This window comes from Stenotrophomonas sp. CASM110 (genome assembly GCF_049384345.1).
In the GTDB taxonomy this organism is placed as follows: domain Bacteria; phylum Pseudomonadota; class Gammaproteobacteria; order Xanthomonadales; family Xanthomonadaceae; genus Stenotrophomonas; species Stenotrophomonas muris.
This window is the reverse complement of record NZ_JBMRGI010000023.1, coordinates 13550-30982: the sequence shown is the minus strand read 5'-3', so window position 1 is coordinate 30982 and position 17433 is coordinate 13550. Positions and strand designations below refer to the sequence as shown.

13 protein-coding genes are annotated in these 17433 nt (G+C 65.4%); 8 read left to right on the top strand and 5 right to left on the bottom strand.

Annotated elements, in window-relative coordinates; translation table 11 throughout:
- Positions 1 to 35 precede the first annotated feature (35 nt).
- From VG561_RS17610 to VG561_RS17600, 3 genes are all read right to left on the bottom strand, one after another.
- Positions 36 to 278 (bottom strand): phage tail assembly protein T, encoded by a 243-nt coding sequence (locus tag VG561_RS17610; protein ID WP_227864145.1) that lies wholly within the window; start codon positions 276 to 278, stop codon positions 36 to 38.
- Positions 279 to 358: 80 nt separating this feature from the next.
- Positions 359 to 703: a hypothetical protein gene (locus VG561_RS17605; RefSeq protein WP_014647908.1), complete on the bottom strand. Its 345-nt coding sequence runs from the start codon at positions 701 to 703 to the stop codon at positions 359 to 361.
- Positions 703 to 1161, bottom strand: a complete 459-nt coding sequence (locus VG561_RS17600) for a hypothetical protein (protein WP_014037992.1) — start codon at positions 1159 to 1161, stop codon at positions 703 to 705. The genes VG561_RS17605 and VG561_RS17600 overlap by 1 nt, the downstream gene beginning before the upstream one ends.
- A gap of 365 nt (positions 1162 to 1526) precedes the next feature.
- On the opposite strand from VG561_RS17600, the gene VG561_RS17595 reads away from it, so the two are divergent.
- From VG561_RS17595 to VG561_RS17585, 3 genes are read left to right on the top strand one after another with little or no spacing between them, the layout of a single operon-like run.
- Entirely contained in the window at positions 1527 to 2198 is a 672-nt protein-coding gene (locus VG561_RS17595) for a dienelactone hydrolase family protein (protein WP_014647909.1), read from the top strand.
- Positions 2195 to 2617, top strand: coding sequence for an HIT domain-containing protein (locus tag VG561_RS17590; protein ID WP_014647910.1), 423 nt, complete (start codon positions 2195 to 2197; stop codon positions 2615 to 2617). Before VG561_RS17595 ends, VG561_RS17590 begins: the two co-directional genes overlap by 4 nt.
- Positions 2618 to 2632: 15 nt before the next feature.
- Positions 2633 to 2800 (top strand): LiaI-LiaF-like domain-containing protein, encoded by a 168-nt coding sequence (locus tag VG561_RS17585; protein WP_005418011.1) that lies wholly within the window; start codon positions 2633 to 2635, stop codon positions 2798 to 2800.
- 106 nt (positions 2801 to 2906) lie between these two features.
- On the opposite strand, the gene dcd is transcribed toward VG561_RS17585, so the two are convergent.
- Both dcd and apbC read right to left on the bottom strand, forming a co-directional pair.
- Positions 2907 to 3479: a dCTP deaminase gene (gene dcd / locus VG561_RS17580; RefSeq protein WP_014037995.1), complete on the bottom strand. Its 573-nt coding sequence runs from the start codon at positions 3477 to 3479 to the stop codon at positions 2907 to 2909.
- A 78-nt stretch (positions 3480 to 3557) separates the two neighbouring features.
- Positions 3558 to 4412: an iron-sulfur cluster carrier protein ApbC gene (gene apbC, locus VG561_RS17575; protein ID WP_014647911.1), complete on the bottom strand. Its 855-nt coding sequence runs from the start codon at positions 4410 to 4412 to the stop codon at positions 3558 to 3560.
- A 213-nt stretch (positions 4413 to 4625) separates the two neighbouring features.
- On the opposite strand from apbC, the gene VG561_RS17570 reads away from it, so the two are divergent.
- The 5 genes from VG561_RS17570 (at position 4626) to VG561_RS17550 (ending at position 17400) form a co-directional block, all read left to right on the top strand.
- Entirely contained in the window at positions 4626 to 7415 is a 2790-nt protein-coding gene (locus VG561_RS17570; protein WP_014647912.1) for a TonB-dependent receptor plug domain-containing protein, read from the top strand.
- A gap of 387 nt (positions 7416 to 7802) precedes the next feature.
- Positions 7803 to 10781: a TonB-dependent receptor plug domain-containing protein gene (locus tag VG561_RS17565; protein WP_014647913.1), complete on the top strand. Its 2979-nt coding sequence runs from the start codon at positions 7803 to 7805 to the stop codon at positions 10779 to 10781.
- Between the two features lie 94 nt (positions 10782 to 10875).
- Positions 10876 to 12903, top strand: coding sequence for a prolyl oligopeptidase family serine peptidase (locus VG561_RS17560; protein ID WP_262093459.1), 2028 nt, complete (start codon positions 10876 to 10878; stop codon positions 12901 to 12903).
- Between the two features lie 172 nt (positions 12904 to 13075).
- A complete protein-coding gene (locus VG561_RS17555) occupies positions 13076 to 15178 on the top strand; it encodes a M13 family metallopeptidase (RefSeq protein ID WP_032957470.1) in 2103 nt (700 codons plus the stop codon).
- Positions 15179 to 15393: 215 nt separating this feature from the next.
- A complete protein-coding gene (locus VG561_RS17550) occupies positions 15394 to 17400 on the top strand; it encodes a M13 family metallopeptidase (RefSeq protein WP_069116157.1) in 2007 nt (668 codons plus the stop codon).
- Positions 17401 to 17433: the final 33 nt, after the last annotated feature.

The window sequence follows — 17433 nt, the reverse complement described above, 5'->3', positions numbered from 1 at the left end:
CGCATCGGAGAAGCAATGCCCTGCCCCGCCCGGAATCACGCCGCAGCGTTGCGCCGCGATGCGCTGCCGAACAGTTCCAGCAGCTGCTGCGAGCGCTCCTTTGCCGCCCTCTCCGGCGACGCACGCGGTCGCACCAGCAGGAAGTCGTCGGCAGTGGTCGTATTGCCGTGCACCTGCGCCAGCACACTGGTCAGCTGGGCGAGCATCCCCTGCAGGGGCTGGTCCAACGGCTCCAGGCGTGCGAAGGCATACATCTCCGAGAGCTGGCGGGAGGTCACTCCCGCCAGCAGGTGGTCCGGATGCGGGAGGCCCAGCCTCCACGCGATCCGGAACTGAAGCCGGCGCTCAGGCCGGCGGATCAGTTTTTTTCCAGCTCTCCCACGGCCGCATCGCCGAGCGCATTGAGCGTCTGCGCGACACGGAACACGCGATCCAGCGCCGCGGCCGATTTCGTGCCCAGCTGGGCCACCTCGTGGTCGGAGAACAGGCGCTCGCCCATTTCATCGACCAGGCACAGGCCGACGAATCGCGCGCGGAAGTCATCCACCTTGGGCGTGTCACCGCCATAGGTCTCCTGCTCCCAGCGATCACGGTCACGCGCCGACATCATCGCCACGCGCACGCTGCCGCCCCATTCGGGTACGGCGACGTCCTCGTGCCGGCGATCCTGCGCGTCCAGGATCTGCTGCTTGCCCAGCAGCATCACGGGGTGCCGCCAGCGGCCACGGTTACCAGCGCGAACTCACGCGGCAGCAGGTCCGCAGTGAACGTCAGCACCTGGTTGGTGCCCGGGGCCACGTTGAAGGCGGCGACCTTGGCGACGAAGGTAGCGGCATCGCCGGTGGGCAGCACCATCAGGAAGTGCAGGTCGGCATCCGGATCGGCGTCGCGGAGGATCTCCTGGCCTGCCGAGCTGCCGACCGGCCAGCGGTGGCCGGACACCTGCACGGCCTGGCCGCCGGACAGACCCGCGATGTTCTCCATCTGCTTGGAACGCAGGTTGGTGGCATCAAGGGTGTTGGCCTGGCCGCGGCCGAACGGGAAGGCGGTCAGGCCGTCGATTTCGGTATAGCCGGCCGGATTGTTCGGCGCGGTCGGGGCGGTACCGGCCTTCACGTACAGCGCGGAGTCCTGGGCGGAAATGGCTTGATTGATGGACATGGTGTTGAATCTCCTGGAAATGAAAAAGCCGCCTTGCGGCGGCTGGGGTTCGGGGTGATCAGGCTCGGGGCTGCCTGCAGTGGGTCATCGTGGCTGGCCCGTCACAGCCACCGGTTGCGCGTTGCGACCCGCAACACGCGGACAACAAAAAAGCCCCCGGCTCGCGCCGGAGGCTTGTATGTCATCGTGGCTGAAAGCTTAGGCTGCGGGTGTGCACCGGTCAATGCAGAAACAGCCCTCTGCACCGCCTTGGGAACGCACTGCCGCAAACCCGCAGCCGCCCGATCCGGCACAGCCGCTGACGCCGCGCTAACCGGCGCAGCGCCGACAATGCAGCTCTGTTCCCAGCAACGAGGAAGATGACGATGGCCGAGTGGATCACCCTGGATACGCATCACGGCCCGGTACGGGCCTGGCAGGCCCTGCCGGAAGGCACCGCGCGCGGCGGCCTGGTGGTGGTGCAGGAAATCTTCGGCGCCAACCCGCACATCCGCAGCGTGGCCGAGCGCTTCGCAGCCGAAGGCTATGCGGTGCTGGCGCCCTCGTTCTTCGACCTGGTCGACGGCCCCGACGCCGACCCGGATGCGCTGCCCTACGACGCCGAGGGCGTGAAGCAGGGCCTGGAACGGGTCGGCGCGCTGGGCATGGAACGGGCGCTGGAGGTCGTGCGCGCGGCGGCCACCCGGCTGGCGCCCTACGGCAAGGTCGGCACCGTCGGCTACTGCTGGGGCGGCACGGTGGCGATGCTGTCCGCACTGCGCCTGGGGCTGCCGTCGGTCAGCTACTACGGTGCGCGCAACGTGCAGTTCCTCGACGAGGCGCCCAAGGCCCCGGTGATCTTCCACTTCGGCGCCCAGGACCGCAGCATCCCGCCGGAAGCGGTCCAGGCCCACCGCGAGAAGCTGCCGCAGATGGCGACCTACGTCTATCCGGCCGATCACGCCTTCAACCGGGAGGTCGGACATGCGTATGATCCAGACAGCGCCGCCCTGGCGCTGCAACGCACCCTGGACTTCTTCTCGGAGCATCTTGGATGAGCGAATTCGAACTCGATTCACGCCTGGCCACCGATAGCGTGCTGGTGGCGGAAGGACCGTTGTCGCAAGTGCGGCTGATGAACGACGAACGATTCCCCTGGCTGGTGCTGGTACCGCGCCTGGCCGGGGTGACCGAGTGGATCGAGCTGGACGGCGAGCAGCAGGACAAGCTGCGCACCGAGCTCAACCGCGCCTGCAAGGCCCTGAAGGGCGCAGACGGGGTGGAGAAGATCAACATCGGGGCGCTGGGCAACATCGTGCGCCAGCTGCACTTCCATGTCATCGGCCGCCATGACGGTGATCCGGCCTGGCCGGGCCCGGTCTGGGGCAGTGGCCCGGCGCACCGCTACGAGCCGGCGGCGCTGGACCAGCATGTCGCCTACTGGAAGGAACGGCTAGGATATCCGGCCCAGTCCTGAGCCTTCGCCGACCCGATGCGATTCAACCTCGTTGCCGCCGTCCTGCTGATCCTGATCGGCCTGTTCATGCTCGCCAGCAATCTCGGCTGGACGCACCTGAACCTGTCCAAGCTGCTGTTGACCTGGTGGCCGGTGGCCCTGGTTGGCGTCGGCATCGCGATGCTGTTCGGTCGCGGCAAATAAGGAAGGCGGCGCATTGCGCCGCCTTCCCTCATGTAGAGCCGAGCCATGCTCGGCTTCAATGCAGGGCAGCCGAGCATGGCTCGGCTCTACAAATCGCCTGCAATCGTCAGGTCCGCGGCAGGGTCACGCCGGTCTGGCCCTGGTACTTGCCGCCACGGTCGCGGTAGGACGTTTCGCAGACGTCATCGGCGGCCGCCTGGAAGAACAGCATCTGTGCCACGCCTTCGTTGGCGTAGATGCGCGCCGGCAGCGGCGTGGTGTTGCTGAATTCCAGGGTGACGTGGCCTTCCCATTCCGGCTCCAGCGGCGTCACGTTGACGATGATGCCGCAGCGCGCGTAGGTGCTCTTGCCCAGGCACACCACCAGGGTATCGCGCGGGATGCGGAAGTACTCGACGGTACGCGCCAGCGCGAAGCTGTTCGGCGGGATGATGCATTCGTCGGCGGTGATGTCGACGAAGCTGCCCGAGTCGAAGTGCTTGGGATCGACGATCGTCGAGTTGATGTTGGTGAACACCTTGAACTCGCGCGAGCAGCGCACGTCGTAGCCATAGCTGGACGTGCCATAGCTGACGATGCGCTGGCCGTTGGCCTGCTTCACCTGCCCGGCCTCGAACGGCTCGATCATGCCGTGCTGCTCGGACATGCGGCGGATCCAACGGTCACTCTTGATGCTCATGCTTTGTCCTGGGGGTACGAGGGGGCGCGAGGATTCTAGCAGGGGCCCGGCCTCGGCCGGCGGCCCCTGCCCCGGCCCTTACAGCAGCGACGACAGGATCGGGATCGAAGCCCGCGGGCGCCTGCCCACTTCCTCGATCAGGCGCTGTGCGGCATGTCGGTAGGCCTGGGCCGGCGCCGAATCCGGCTGGGCGACGGTGATCGGGGTGCCTGCATCGCCCTGTTCACGGATGCCGATCTGCAGGGGCAGAGAGCCCAGCAGCGGCACGCCGTACTGCGCGGCCATGCGCTCGCCGCCGCCCTCGCCGAACAGGTGCTCGATGTGCCCGCAACTGCTGCAGGTGTGCACCGCCATGTTCTCGACGATGCCCAGCACCGGCACCTCGACCTTCTCGAACATCTTCAGCGCTTTCTTCGCGTCCAGCGTGGCGATGTCCTGCGGCGTGGTGACGATCACCGCACCGGCCAGCGGAATCTTCTGGGTCAGGGTCAGCTGGATGTCACCGGTGCCCGGCGGCAGGTCGATCAGCAGGAAATCCAGGTCGTCCCACAGGGTGTCGTTGAACAGCTGGGTCATCGCCGAGGTGGCCATCGGGCCCCGCCAGATCATCGGCGTGTCCTCTTCGATCAGGTAGCCGATCGACATGGTGTCCACGCCAAAGGCACGCAACGGCTCGATGCTCTTGTTGTCCGGGCTTTCCGGGCGACCGGACAGGCCCAGCATGGCCGGCACGCTCGGCCCGTAGATGTCCGCATCGAGCACGCCCACGCGCGCACCGAGCTGCTGCAGCGCCACGGCCAGGTTCACCGAGGTGGTGGACTTGCCGACGCCGCCCTTGCCCGAACCGACCGCGATCACGTTGCGGATGCGGGCATGCGGCGTAAGTCCCTTCTGGACCTGGCTGACATGGGGACGGCGGGGAGAACTGTTCACAACGGGCACCGGCGGGGTCAGGGGGATAACCCGACATCATACAAGCTGGATGCAAGCTGACTGAAATTCAGGAATGCGACAGATTCGTGCACAGATTGTTAAGTTCATGTTACGTTCGATGAGCACTGTTTTGAGCTGCGGAGCCGGATATTCCAGCCCGCGCGATGGCGCATGCGCAGTGCCGTTTTTGTTTTTGCTCTCCAATGGAATTACATGAAACACGTCAGCAATACCGCACGTCGCAACACGCTCGCTGTCGCCCTGATGTCCGCTCTGATGGCCGCCGCCCCGGCAATGGCCCAGGACAAGGCGACCAACCTGGACAAGATCACCGTCACCGGTTCGCTGATCCCGCAGACCCAGGTCGAAACCCAGACCCCGGTGATGTCCATCACCGCCGAAGACATCCAGACCCGCGGCTTCAGCAGCGTTGCTGAAGTTCTGCAGCAGTCGTCGCTGACCACCGGCGGCCTGCAGGGTGGACAGACCTCGGGTGCGTTCACCCAGGGCGCCGAAGCCGCCGGCATGTTCGGCCTGAACCCGGGCTACACCAAGTACCTGATCAACGGCCGCCCGATGCTCTCGTATCCGGCGCTGTACAACGGCAGCGAGTCGTTCAACAACATCAGCGGCATTCCGATCGACATCGTCGAGCGCATCGAGGTCCTGCCGGGCGGCCAGTCGTCGCTGTACGGCTCGGACGCGATCGCCGGCGTGGTCAACATCATCCTGAAGGAACGCATGGACGGCGGCACGATGTCGATCCGTGGCGGCACCTACACCGAAGGTGGTGGCAGCAACATCCGCTTCAGCGCCGCCAAGGGCTTCAATGCATTCGACGACCGCTTCCACGCGCTGGTCAACGTGCAGATCGAAAACGGCAGCCCGATCTGGGGCTACCAGCGTGACATCACCAAGCAGAACAACCCGGTCGGTTACACCGCACAGCTGCCGTCGAACGACTTTGCCGTCATCGGCAACGCCGACAACAAGCTGTACATGATGGACCCGACCCGCTGCGCCAACGTCGCAGGCCTGTACGACGGCACCACCACCGTCGGCAAGCGTGCATCGGGCGAATCGTGCGGCTCGGTGTACAGCGCCGGCTACAAGACCCTGAAGAACGGCAAGAACAGCGGCCAGTTCTACTCGTCGATGACCTTCGACGTGAACGACAACTTCCAGCTGTTCGCCGATGTGCTGTACAGCAAGGAAAAGACCGAGTTCACCTCCGGCTCCAGCGCCCTGTGGTGGGGCACCAAGTCGGTGATGGGCGGCTTCTACGACCAGGGCCTGGGCAAGGTCGTGAACCTGCAGCGCGCCTTCGCACCGGAAGAAATCGGCCCGGGCCACTACAACAACATCCTGAACTCCGATGAGAGCCGTTCCTACCAGGTCACCCTGGGTGGCAAGGGCATGGTCGGCGACTGGGACTACAGCGCCAGCTTCACCCGCGGCGAATACCGCCTGGACCAGAACCGCTTCGCGCGCTGGAAGGACAAGATCGAAGGCTTCTTCGGCGACACCGTGCTGGGCCCGCGCCTGGGTACCACCGCTGATGGCTTCGGCATCTACAACCCGGACTACGCCGCGTTCTACTCGCCGATCACCCCGGACCAGTTCGCCAGCTTCACCGGCTATGGCACCCACCGCAGCAAGACCTGGCAGAACCTGGGTCGCGTGCAGGTGACCAACGGGTCGCTGTTCTCCCTGCCGGGCGGCGACGCCGGCCTGGCCGTGGTGCTGGAAGGTGGCAGCGAAGGTTGGGATTACTCGCCCGACCAGGCCTTCGTCGATGGTAACGCCTGGGGCGCCACCGCCGTGGCCGGTGCCGGCCACCGCAGCAACTACGCGGTGACCAGTGAACTGCGCATGCCGGTGTTCGAGTCGCTGACCATCAGCGCCTCGGGCCGCTACGACGCCTTCAAGATCGCCGACAAGACCGTTGACAAGGCCACCTACAGCATCGGCCTGGAATACCGCCCGGTTGAGAGCCTGCTGCTGCGCGGCAAGTACGGCACCGCATTCCGTGCGCCGACCCTGTCCGATGCCTTCCAGGGCATGAGCGGCTCGTTCGCCTCCGGCCAGAACGACTACTACCGCTGCAGCCAGATGGGCTACGCGCTGCGTGACGAAGCCTGCTCGTTCTACAAGACCACCTCGGTGTACAGCGAAAAGTCCGGCAACCCGGACCTGAAGCCGATCACCGCCGACGTGTGGAGCGCGGGCGTGGTGTGGGCCCCGGTGAGCAACTTCTCGCTGTCGGTCGACTACTACAACTGGAAGATCAAGAACGAGGTCAAGACCCTGAGCACCGACCAGCTGCTGCTGGCCGAGTACCAGTGCCGCAACGGCCTGCCGAACAACACCTCGGCCAGCTGCCAGAACGTGACCGACTGGGTGTCCCGCGACGCCGGTGGCAACCTGGCCCGCGTGTACACCCCGAAGCTCAACGTGGCCAGCCAGAACCTGGAAGCGGTGACCGTCGGCGCCAAGTACCAGCAGGACCTGGGCCGCTTCGGTTCGCTGATGTTCTCGGGCAACTACACCAACATGCTGAAGCGTGAAGTGGTGCCGCTGCCGGGCGCACAGAAGCTGGATCTGCTGAGCGATCCGTACAACATGTGGTACTACGACAACTTCGCCAAGGTGCGCGGCGATGTGTCGGTGGGCTGGGCCATCTCCAAGTTCACCACCACCCTGTACGCCAACTACGTCGGCAGCACCCCGAACTACCTGGCCTACACCGGCCGCAGCTATGACTACGTCCACTCCTCCGGCGCCAAGGCCGGCAAGTGGGGCTCGTACACCACCTACAACATGAGCCTGAACTACCAGGCGCAGGACGATCTGACCCTGTCGCTGATGGTCAACAACGTGTTCAACAAGCTGCCGGAAGGCCAGCGCTACAACTACCCGGGCAACGAATCGACCCCGTTCAACGACGGCTTCTACAGCGTCTACGGCCGTCAGATCTCGGCCCAGGTCAAGTACGACTTCTGATCCCGTCGTATTCCGGACTGCGTGTCTGGACCAGGCCCCGCTTCGGCGGGGCCTTTTTTTGTCCGTCGCACAGCACGGCCACATCCCGTTCACGGTTCAGACACGTTTGACATGAACCGAAACAAATCAATACATATCAATGAGATGAAGGAGAAATGGGCGCTCCTGTCACTGCAAGGCGCGCCCATCACCCACAGCTTCATGACTCCCTCGTGAACGTTTGACAGGCTCGGTTAATGTCGTGTTAATCTCGGGTCATCGGCACGTGAAGCCGGTACCAGCGCCGGGTGGCAGCACGCTGCCGACCCCGGGCAAGGGGCACACGGAGACGCCGACAAGGACCTGTCCCGGTGTACGACGCAATCATTCGATTCAAGGGGATTTCAGATGATCAATCGCAAGTCGCTCAGCAAGCACCCGCTGAGCTTCGCCCTCGCCTCCGCCGTGCTGCTCGCTGCGGCTGCCCCGGCGATCGCACAGGACGCCTCGGGCTCGACGCAGACCACCGAAGAGGCATCCAAGTCCAAGGCCACCAATCTGGATACGGTGACCGTCACCGGCTCGCGCATCAGCCGCGACGTGTTCAACTCGGTCTCGCCGGTGCAGGTCGTCACCCGTGAAGAAACCACCCTGGCCGGCTTCAACTCGACCACGGCGGCCCTGCAGAGCACCGCGGTCACCGCCGGTGCGGCGCAGATCAACAACGCCTATGGCGGCTACGTCACCGACGGTGGCCCGGGCGCCAACACCCTGGGCCTGCGCGGCCTCGGCCCGACCCGCACCCTGATCCTGCTCAATGGCCGCCGCGTGTCGCCGGCCGGTACCCGCGGCTCGGTGGGCTCGACCGACCTGAACGTGCTGCCGAACTCGATCGTCGACCGCGTCGAAATCCTGAAGGACGGTGCGTCCTCGATCTACGGCTCCGACGCCGTTGCCGGCGTAATCAACATCATCACCAAGAAGAAGGTCGATGGCGTCAGCTTCGAAGCACAGCACAACGCCACCGATGGCGGCGGCGGTGAAGAGCGCCGTTACTCCATCATGTTCGGTGCCACCGGCGAGCGCTCGCACTTCTCCGGCTCCTATGAGTACTACACCCGCAACGAGCTGACCCTGGCCGACCGCAGCTGGGCCGGTGGCTGCCCGACCGACATGTACCGCGACATCGACGCGGGCGACTACTGGGGCAGCGGCGACTTCATCGACCCGCTGACCGGCAAGCCGAAGTGCTGGTCGCTCGATGCCGGCGGCACCACGCTGAACACCATCGGCACCAACACCCGTACCGGTGTTGCGGCCCCGGGCGGCGCCGGCACCCGCTTCAACCGCTGGCGCCCGAATGCGGCCATCACCACCGGCCTGGTGGGCTACGAAGGCGTGGACCTGAACACCCGCGACACCTTCGATCCGGCCATGCGCAACCAGTCGCTGATCTCGCCGACCAAGACCCACACCCTGTACCTGCAGGGTGGCTTCGACCTCAACGCACTGGGCGATGCCGAGCTGTACTACGAGTTCCTGGGCAACAAGCGCAAGTCGACCCAGACCGGCTATCGCCAGCTGACCCTGGACTATGCCGTGGGCAGCCCGCTGATCCCGGCCAACCTGCGTGACAGCGTTGCCGGTGCTCCGACCGACCAGACCAGCGGCAAGAACCTGGGCGTGCGTGCGTTCATCGGTTTCGGCAACGACACCAACAAGCAGAACGTCGACTTCCTGCGCTTCAATGCCGGCCTGCGTGGCCACCTGAGCTCGGAGTGGAACTATGACTTCAACGTCATGCACTCGCGCAGCGACGCCGACTACACCTTCGAGAGCTTCCTGACCAGCCGCCTGCGCCAGAGCCTGGACGTGGTCTCCAACGGTGCCGGTGGCTATGTCTGCCGGGACGGTTCCAACGGCTGCATCGCCGCGCCGGCGCTGAACACCAACACCATCGGTGGCAAGCTGCCGCAGGACTGGAAGGACTGGGTGTTCGTGCCGGTCACCGGCAACACGCTGTACAAGGAAACGACGGTCAACTTCAACGTCAACGGCCCGCTGTTCGACATGCCGTACGGTTCGGCCGGTGGTGCATTCGGCGTCGAGTACCGCAAGGCACGCATCGACGACACCCCGTCGCCGTACTCGATCAATGCCGACCTGTACAACCTGACCAACGCCACTCCGACCCGCGGTTCGGACTCGGTGTTCGAAGCCTACGGCGAACTGGAACTGCCGCTGCTGTCCGGCGTCACCGCTGCCGAGGAACTGACGGTCAACCTGTCCGGCCGCTACACCGACTACAAGTCCTACGGCTCGGACGAGACCTACAAGATCGGCGCGCTGTGGACCCCGGTGAAGTGGCTGTCGTTCCGTGCGTCGTACGGCACCTCCTACCGCGCACCGGCGCTGTTCGAACAGTTCCTGGGCGGCACCACCGGCTTCCTGAGCAGCAGTGCCGACCCCTGCAACGAGTATGGTGATCGCAACCCGAGCTCGCCGCGTTACCAGAACTGCGCATCGCTGGGCCTGGCACCGGACTACCTGGCCACCCAGGGCGTGACCGTGGTCACCCAGGGTGGTGCCGAGGCCGGCCTGGAAGCCGAAACCTCCAAGGCCAAGACCCTGGGCGTGGTGATCCAGCCGGAATTCGGCAGCGGCTTCGGTGACCTGTCCTTCGCCGCCGACTACTTCGACATCGAAGTGAAGAACGGCGTCGACAGCGCGGGCGGCGCGAACATCCTGTCGCGCTGCTACGACAGCGGCAGTGCCGACTTCTCCTCCGGTTCGGGTCTGTGCCGCCTGGTGGCCCGCAACCCGGTCAACAACCAACTGGTGGTGACCAACGGCTTCATCAACCTGTCCACCGACAAGGTCCGTGGCCTGGACTTCACCACCCGCTATGTCCGCGAAATCGGCCCGGGCACCCTGCGCACCACGCTGCAGTTCACCCACTACCTGGAACAGGCCAGCAAGGTCTTCTCCGACGATCCGCTGGTGGACTACAACGGCATGCTGTCGCGTCCGGAAAACACCGCCTCGCTGGACCTGAGCTACAAGTGGAAGAACTGGCAGGTGCGTTACGGCCTGGACTGGATCGACAAGATGGACAGCTACGCGTACTACGAGGAGCGCAACCCGGGTGACTTCGATCCGGCCACCTCGGCGTACAAGCTGTACACCCCGAACTACTTCCTGCAGGCCATCTCGGTGAAGTATGAAGCGGACAAGTGGTCGGTCACCGGTGGCGTGCGCAACTTCGCCGACCGCAAGCCGCCGACCATCTCGCAGGGTGTCTACAGCACCGTCGGCAACGCGCTGCTGTACAGCGGCTTCGACTACTTCGGTCGCAGCTACTTCCTGAACATCACGCGTTCGTTCTGATCCTGCTCCCTGCAACCGCCGCCCTTCGGGGCGGCGGTTCCATTTCAGGCACCGGATTCTCCGCAGGCCGGTGCCAACGCATTCCGAGGTTGCAATGAAGCGAGCCCTGCTGCTGGCGGCCCTGGCCAGCCTTTCACCGTTGCTGCACGCCAAGCCTGCGGCGCCCACCATCGAACAGATGGCCGCCTTCCCGGCCATCTCCAGCCTGTCGTTGTCACCAGACGGAAAACACATCGCCGGCCTTCGCGCCGATGGCGAGGAGCGCGTGATCGTGGTTTGGCGGACCGATGCACTGGACAAGCCACCCACGGTGATCGGCGCCAACCGCATGAAGTTCCAGAGCGTGTCGTTCATCAAGAACGGACAGCTGGCCGTCGTGCTGTGGCAACCCTACGACCTGCGCGCCGACCGGGTGACCAAGACCTTCGTCAGCAAGTTCTTCATCACCGACATCGAAGGCAAGCAGTGGAAGGAGCCGATCACGCCGCCGCGCGCCTCCAGTCGCAATGAAGAGCTCGAGCAGGCACTGGCCAACGCCACGGTGCTCGACACCCTGCCCAACGATCCCGACCACATCCTGGTGGTCAACGGTTCGGGCAGCAGTTCCGGTGACGTCTACAAGGTCGACCTGCGCAACTTCACCTCCCAGCGCATCCAGAAGACCGAAGAGCGCGTGGCGGGCTATATCACCGACCTGGACAGTGAACTGCGGGCACGCCTGCGGCAGGACGTCGACGGTACCGGCGCCTACGTCGCCACCGAGTTCCGCTCGCCTGCCAACGGTGCCTGGGAGGAGCATTTCCGCTCCTACGTGAAGAACCGCGACGTCAACCAGGTGATCGGCTTTGCCGATGATCCGAACATCGCGTTCGTACTCAGCAATGTCGGCCGCGACAAATCAATCGTCTACGAGTACGACATCACGGCCCGCAAGCAGAAGGAAGTGCTGTTCGAGCACAAACTGTTCAACGCCGGCTCGATGCTGATCAACCGCCACCGCAGCGGTGCGGTACCCTTCGGCGAGATCATGGGAATCGGCTACGCCGGTCCGCGCGGCGACGACATCCAGTGGACCTCTCCGCGCATGAAGGCCCTGGACCAGGGGCTGCGCCAGGCGCTTGGCATCCGCCAGGAGCCGCTGGCGATGGTCGATACCGCGAACGGCCAGCGCTACACCGCCAACTACGATACAGGCCTGAGCTACCGCATCGTCGACTACACCGCCGATCTTTCCAATGTGCTGGTGGCTACCTCCGGCCCTTCCAACCCGCCCGAGTATCACCTGCTGCACGACGGCAAGCTGACCCTGCTGGCCAAGACCTATCCGCAGATCCAGCCAGCCGCGCTGGGCACCACCCGGCTGGTCTACTACAAGGCACGCGACGGGCTGGACATTCCGGCATTCCTGACCACGCCCAGCACCGAGCTGTGCGGTGCCGGCCCGTGGAAAGCCGTGGTGCATCCGCACGGCGGCCCGTGGGCACGCGATGGCATGGACTTCGACGGCTCGATGTGGGTACCACTGATGGCATCACGCTGCATGGCGGTCCTGCGCCCGCAGTTCCGCGGCTCGGCCGACTGGGGCCGCAAGCTGTGGATGGCCGGTGATGCCGAATGGGGCCAGAAGATGCAGGACGACAAGGACGATGGCGCGCAGTGGATGATCGACCAGAAGATCGCCCAGCCCGGCCACATCGCCATGTTCGGCTTCTCCTATGGCGGCTACTCGGCGTTCGCGGCTTCGGTGCGTCCCAATGGCCTGTACAAGTGCGCCATCGCCGGTGCCGGCGTTTCGGACATCAAGAAGATCTGGTCGCGCTTCTATACCAACCCCTTCTTCCGCCAGGCCCAGGCGCCGACCGTGGCCGGCCTCAACCCGGTCGACAAGGCCGGTGAAATGAAGATTCCATTGATGGTCTACCACGGTGACCGCGACCGCACGGTGCCGATCGAGCAGTCGGAGTGGTTCGTGAACAAGGCCAGGGGTTCGGGGCAGCCGGTCGAGTTCCACGCCATCGCCGACTACGCGCATGGTCCCGCCTGGACCCGCGCGATCATGGGTGACCAGCTCAGGCTGATCGACGACTACCTGGGCAAGGGCTGCGGCGGCGGCGGCCTGTAAGCCGCACCGCTTCCTGCGAGGGCGCCCACGGGGCGCCCTTGCACGTTCTGGCCCTTGCGCCCGGACATGACCTTCGACACCCTTGCAGGCCAGGCCGGCGGCGTATCGTTCGGCCCACGGCCGTACCTGCGGCTTCTCCCTGACTCACTCGGCCTGGAGGCCAAGAATAGTGATGACGCGCACTCCCAAGATCGTCCTGCTCAGCCTGGCCGTGTCGGCCGTGCTGGCCGGCTGCGGCAAGAACGAAACCCCGGCCAAGGATGCCGCGACCCCCGCCCCGGCCACCGCCGAAGCCACCACCTACAAGCTGGACGACAGCAAGCTGCCGGCCTACAACGCCTTCCAGCCGAGCGACCTGGACACCACCAAGGACGCGTGCACCGCCTTCGGCGACTACGTCAACAGCAAGTGGCTGGCCGCCAATGAAATCCCGGGCGACCGCACCAGCTGGGGCGCGTTCACCATCCTCGACGAGCGTTCGGTGGCCGTGCAGCACCAGCTGGCCGAACAGGTTGCGCAGGTCAAGAACCCGAACCACATCGAGAAGATCGTCGGCGACCTGTGGGCCACCGGCATGGACGAAGCCAAGATCAACGCCCAGGGCATCGAGCCGCTGAAGGCCGACCTGGCTGCGATCGACGGCCTGCAGGACAAGGCGGCCATCGCCAACTACCTGCGCACCAGCGCCGCCAAGGGTGACAACCTCCTGTTCGGCTTCGGCGCTGAAGCCGACTTCAAGAACTCCGGCGTGAACATGGCCTATGCCAGCCAGGGCGGCCTGGGCCTGCCGGATACCACCTACTACACCGATGCCAAGAACGCCGACAAGCTGAAGGCCTATCAGGCGCATGTCGCCAAGGTGCTGGAGCTGTCCGGCGTGGCCGCGGCCGATGCAGCCAAGCAGGCCGAGGACGTGGTCAAGTTCGAAACCCGCCTGGCCAAGGCCTCCAAGTCGCGCGTGGAGCTGTCGCGCAACGTCGAGCTGTACTACAACCCGGTCACCCTGGCCGACGCCGACAAGCTGACCCCGAACTTCAGCTGGACCGAGTTCTTCAAGTCGCAGGGCGTGGCCGCGCCGGAGAAGTTCTCGCTGGCCATGCCGGCCTTCCATGAGGAAGTGAGCAAGTCGCTGGCCGACACCGATCCGTCGGTGTGGCGCGCCTACCTGCGCTTCCACACCGTGGACAGCGCCTCGCCGTACCTGGCCGATGCCTTCGTGCAGGAGAACTACGAGTTCTACGGCAAGACCCTCAACGGCCAGAAGGAGCAGAAGCCGCGCTGGAAGCGTGTGCTGGGCACCATCGAAAACGATGCCGGTGAAGCCTTCGGCCAGCTGTACGTGAAGGTTGCCTTCTCGCCGGAAGCCAAGGCGAAGATGGAAGAACTGGTGAAGAACCTGGCCGCCTCGCTGAAGGACCGCATCCAGGGCCTGAGCTGGATGAGCGAGGAAACCAAGGCCAAGGCCATCGCCAAGTGGGAAACCTTCACCCCGAAGATCGGTTACCCGGACAAGTGGCGCGACTGGTCGGGCCTGCAGACCCAGCGCGACAGCTACCTGGGCAACGTGCGCGCGGCCAACGAGTTCAACTACAAGTTCAACCTGTCCAAGATCGGCAAGCCAGTGGACAAGACCGAGTGGGGCATGACCCCGCAGACCGTCAACGCCTACTACAACCCGCTGCAGAACGAGATCGTGTTCCCGGCCGCCATCCTGCAGCCGCCGTTCTTCGATCCGAAGGCCGACGACGCGCTGAACTACGGCGGCATCGGTGCGGTGATCGGCCATGAGATGACCCACGGTTACGACGACCAGGGCGCACGCTTCGGGCCGACCGGCAACATGGAAGACTGGTGGACCCCGGCCGACAAGAAGAACTTCGAAGGCCTCACCGGCAAGCTGGTCAAGCAGTTCGACCAGTACAAGGTCGACGGCCAGGCAGTGAACGGCCACCTGACCCTGGGCGAGAACATCGCCGACCTGGGCGGCCTGGCCACCGCCTACGACGCCCTGCAGAAGGCGACCGCCGGCAAGGAAGATGCGAAGGTCGACGGCTTCACCCGCGACCAGCGCTTCTTCTTCAACTGGGCCACCGTGTGGCGCACCAAGTACACCCCGGAAAACGCCAAGGTCCGCCTGGCCACCGACCCGCACGCCCCGGCGCAGTTCCGTGCCATGGGTGCGCCGTCGAACCTGCCGACCTTCGCTGCTGCGTTCCAGTGCAAGGCCGGTTCGCCGATGGCCCGCACCGGCGAGCAGCAGGTGGTGATCTGGTAAGCCACGGCTGACGCTGCGGCAGACCTGCAAAGGCCCGGGAATCCCGGGCCTTTGTTTTTCACAGCGCCCGTCATCCACGCATGGCTCAGGCCGTTGGTAGATGCCGACCCTGGTCGGCGCACGGCCCAGCGGCGCCACCGTGACGCGTGCATGCCGCGCCCATGCACAGCTTGCTATAGTGCGCGCGCCCTCAATCCATCACGGATTCGTTCCACATGCCCAATTTCCGTCCGCTTGCCATCGCCCTGGGCATCAGCCTGGCGACCCTGGTCCCGACCCACGATGCGTTCGCCGCCAAGAAGAAGGCCGCGCGCGCCCCGGCCGTCAGCGCCCAGTGCAGCGACTTCTACGACGCCACCAATGCAGGCTGGCTGAAGGCCAACCCGGTGCCGCAGACCGGTGCCACCACCGCGCTCGGCCAGCTGGTCGAGCGCAGCCGCCAGCAGCAGCGTGAACTGCTCGACGCCGCGATGAAGTCGCCGCAGGGCAACGTGCAGAAGCTGCTGGGCGACTTCTGGGCCAGCGGCCTGGACGAAGCCGCCGTGGAAGCGGACGGCTCCAACCCGATCGCGCCGCTGCTGACCCGCATCAACGCCATCAAGAAGGCCAAGGATGTGCCGGCCTCGATCGCCGCGCTGCACCAGGTGGGCATCCCGGTGGCCTTCAACTTCGGCCCGGACGTCGACCTGAAGGCACTGGACCGCCACATCGGTTACTTCATGCAGGGCGGCATGGGCCTGCCGGACCCGGCGTTCTATACCCGCACCGACGCCGATACCGTGGCGCTGATGGGGCGCTACCGCAACTACGTCAAGCAGATCCTGGCGCTGACCGGCACCCCGGCGGCCAGGCTCGATGCCGAATCGCAGTCGGTGATCGCGCTGGAGACCGAGCTGGCGCGCAATGCGCAATCGCTGGCCGGCATCAACAACCCGTTCAACAACTACGCGCCGATCTCCACCAAGGAGCTCAACAGCCGTTACCGCAACCTGCAGCTGGACGCGTTCCTGAAGGCACAGGGCGTGGACGACGACCTGGTCTCGCTGGCCGACCCGGGCCTGTTCAAGCAGCTCGATGGCATGGTCACCAAGCTCAAGCCGGACCAGTGGAAGGCCTACCTGCGCTGGCGCGTGGGCGACTCGATGGCACCGTACCTGTCCAAGGCCTACCGCGACGCGGAGTTTGAATTCCGTGGCCGCGTGCTGCGTGGCGAAACGCTGCCGCCGCAGCGCTGGGAAGACGTGCTGGAGGCGATCAACGTGGCCGCCGGCCCGATGGTCGGCCGCGAATATGCGGCCCGTTACCTGTCGGCCGAAGACCGTCGCCAGGCGGCGTGGATCGTCGACAAGCTGCGCGAAGTGCAGATCGAGGCGGTCAAGAACAACAGCTGGATGAGCGCCGAAGCCAAGACCGAAGCGCAGGCCAAGCTGGCTGCGCTGAAGATCGAGATCGGCACCCCGTTGCGCGACCTCGACTACAGCGTGCAGCCGATGGGCCGCGGTTCGTTCGGCGGCAACATGCTGATCGCGTCGACCTGGCGCCACCGCGAGGAAATGAAGCGCATCGGCAAGGGCAACGCCGACCGCCGCTGGGACGTGCTGCCGCAGCAGCCGTCGCTGGCCTACGACCTGGCACAGAACCGCCTGATCGTTACCGCGGCGATCCTGCAGGGCCCGGTGTTCAATGCCAAGGCCGACGCCGCCGACAAGTTCGGCAGCTTCGGTGGCCTGGTCGGCCATGAGCTGACCCGTGCGATCGACGCCAAGGGTGCACTGGTCGACGCCAAGGGCGAACTGCGCAGCTGGTGGACCCCGGCCGACAAGACCGCCTGGACCCTGCTTGGCAACCGCGTGGCCGCGCAGTACAGCGCCTACGATTTCCCGGGCGTGAAGGGTGCCAAGGTCAACGGCACGCTCACCCAGGAAGAGAACCTGGCCGACATCGCCGGTCTGGAACTGGCCTGGGCGGCCTATACCGCGCAGGAGCCGAAGGCCAAGCCGGCACAGCAGCAGGGCTTCTTCCGCGCCTGGTCGGCGTTGTGGGCACAGCAGCTGTCGCCGAACGAGGCCGTGCGCCGCCTGACCGCCGACATCCGCGCGCCGGGCCTGTGGCGCAGCAACGGCACGCTGGCCAACCTGCCGGCATTCGGTGCCACCTTCAGCTGCAAGGCCGGCCAGCCGATGCAGCGCAGCGAAGCCGACCAGATCAAGGTCTGGCGCTGAGCCACGCGCACTACCCGTAGTACAGGGGGCGCC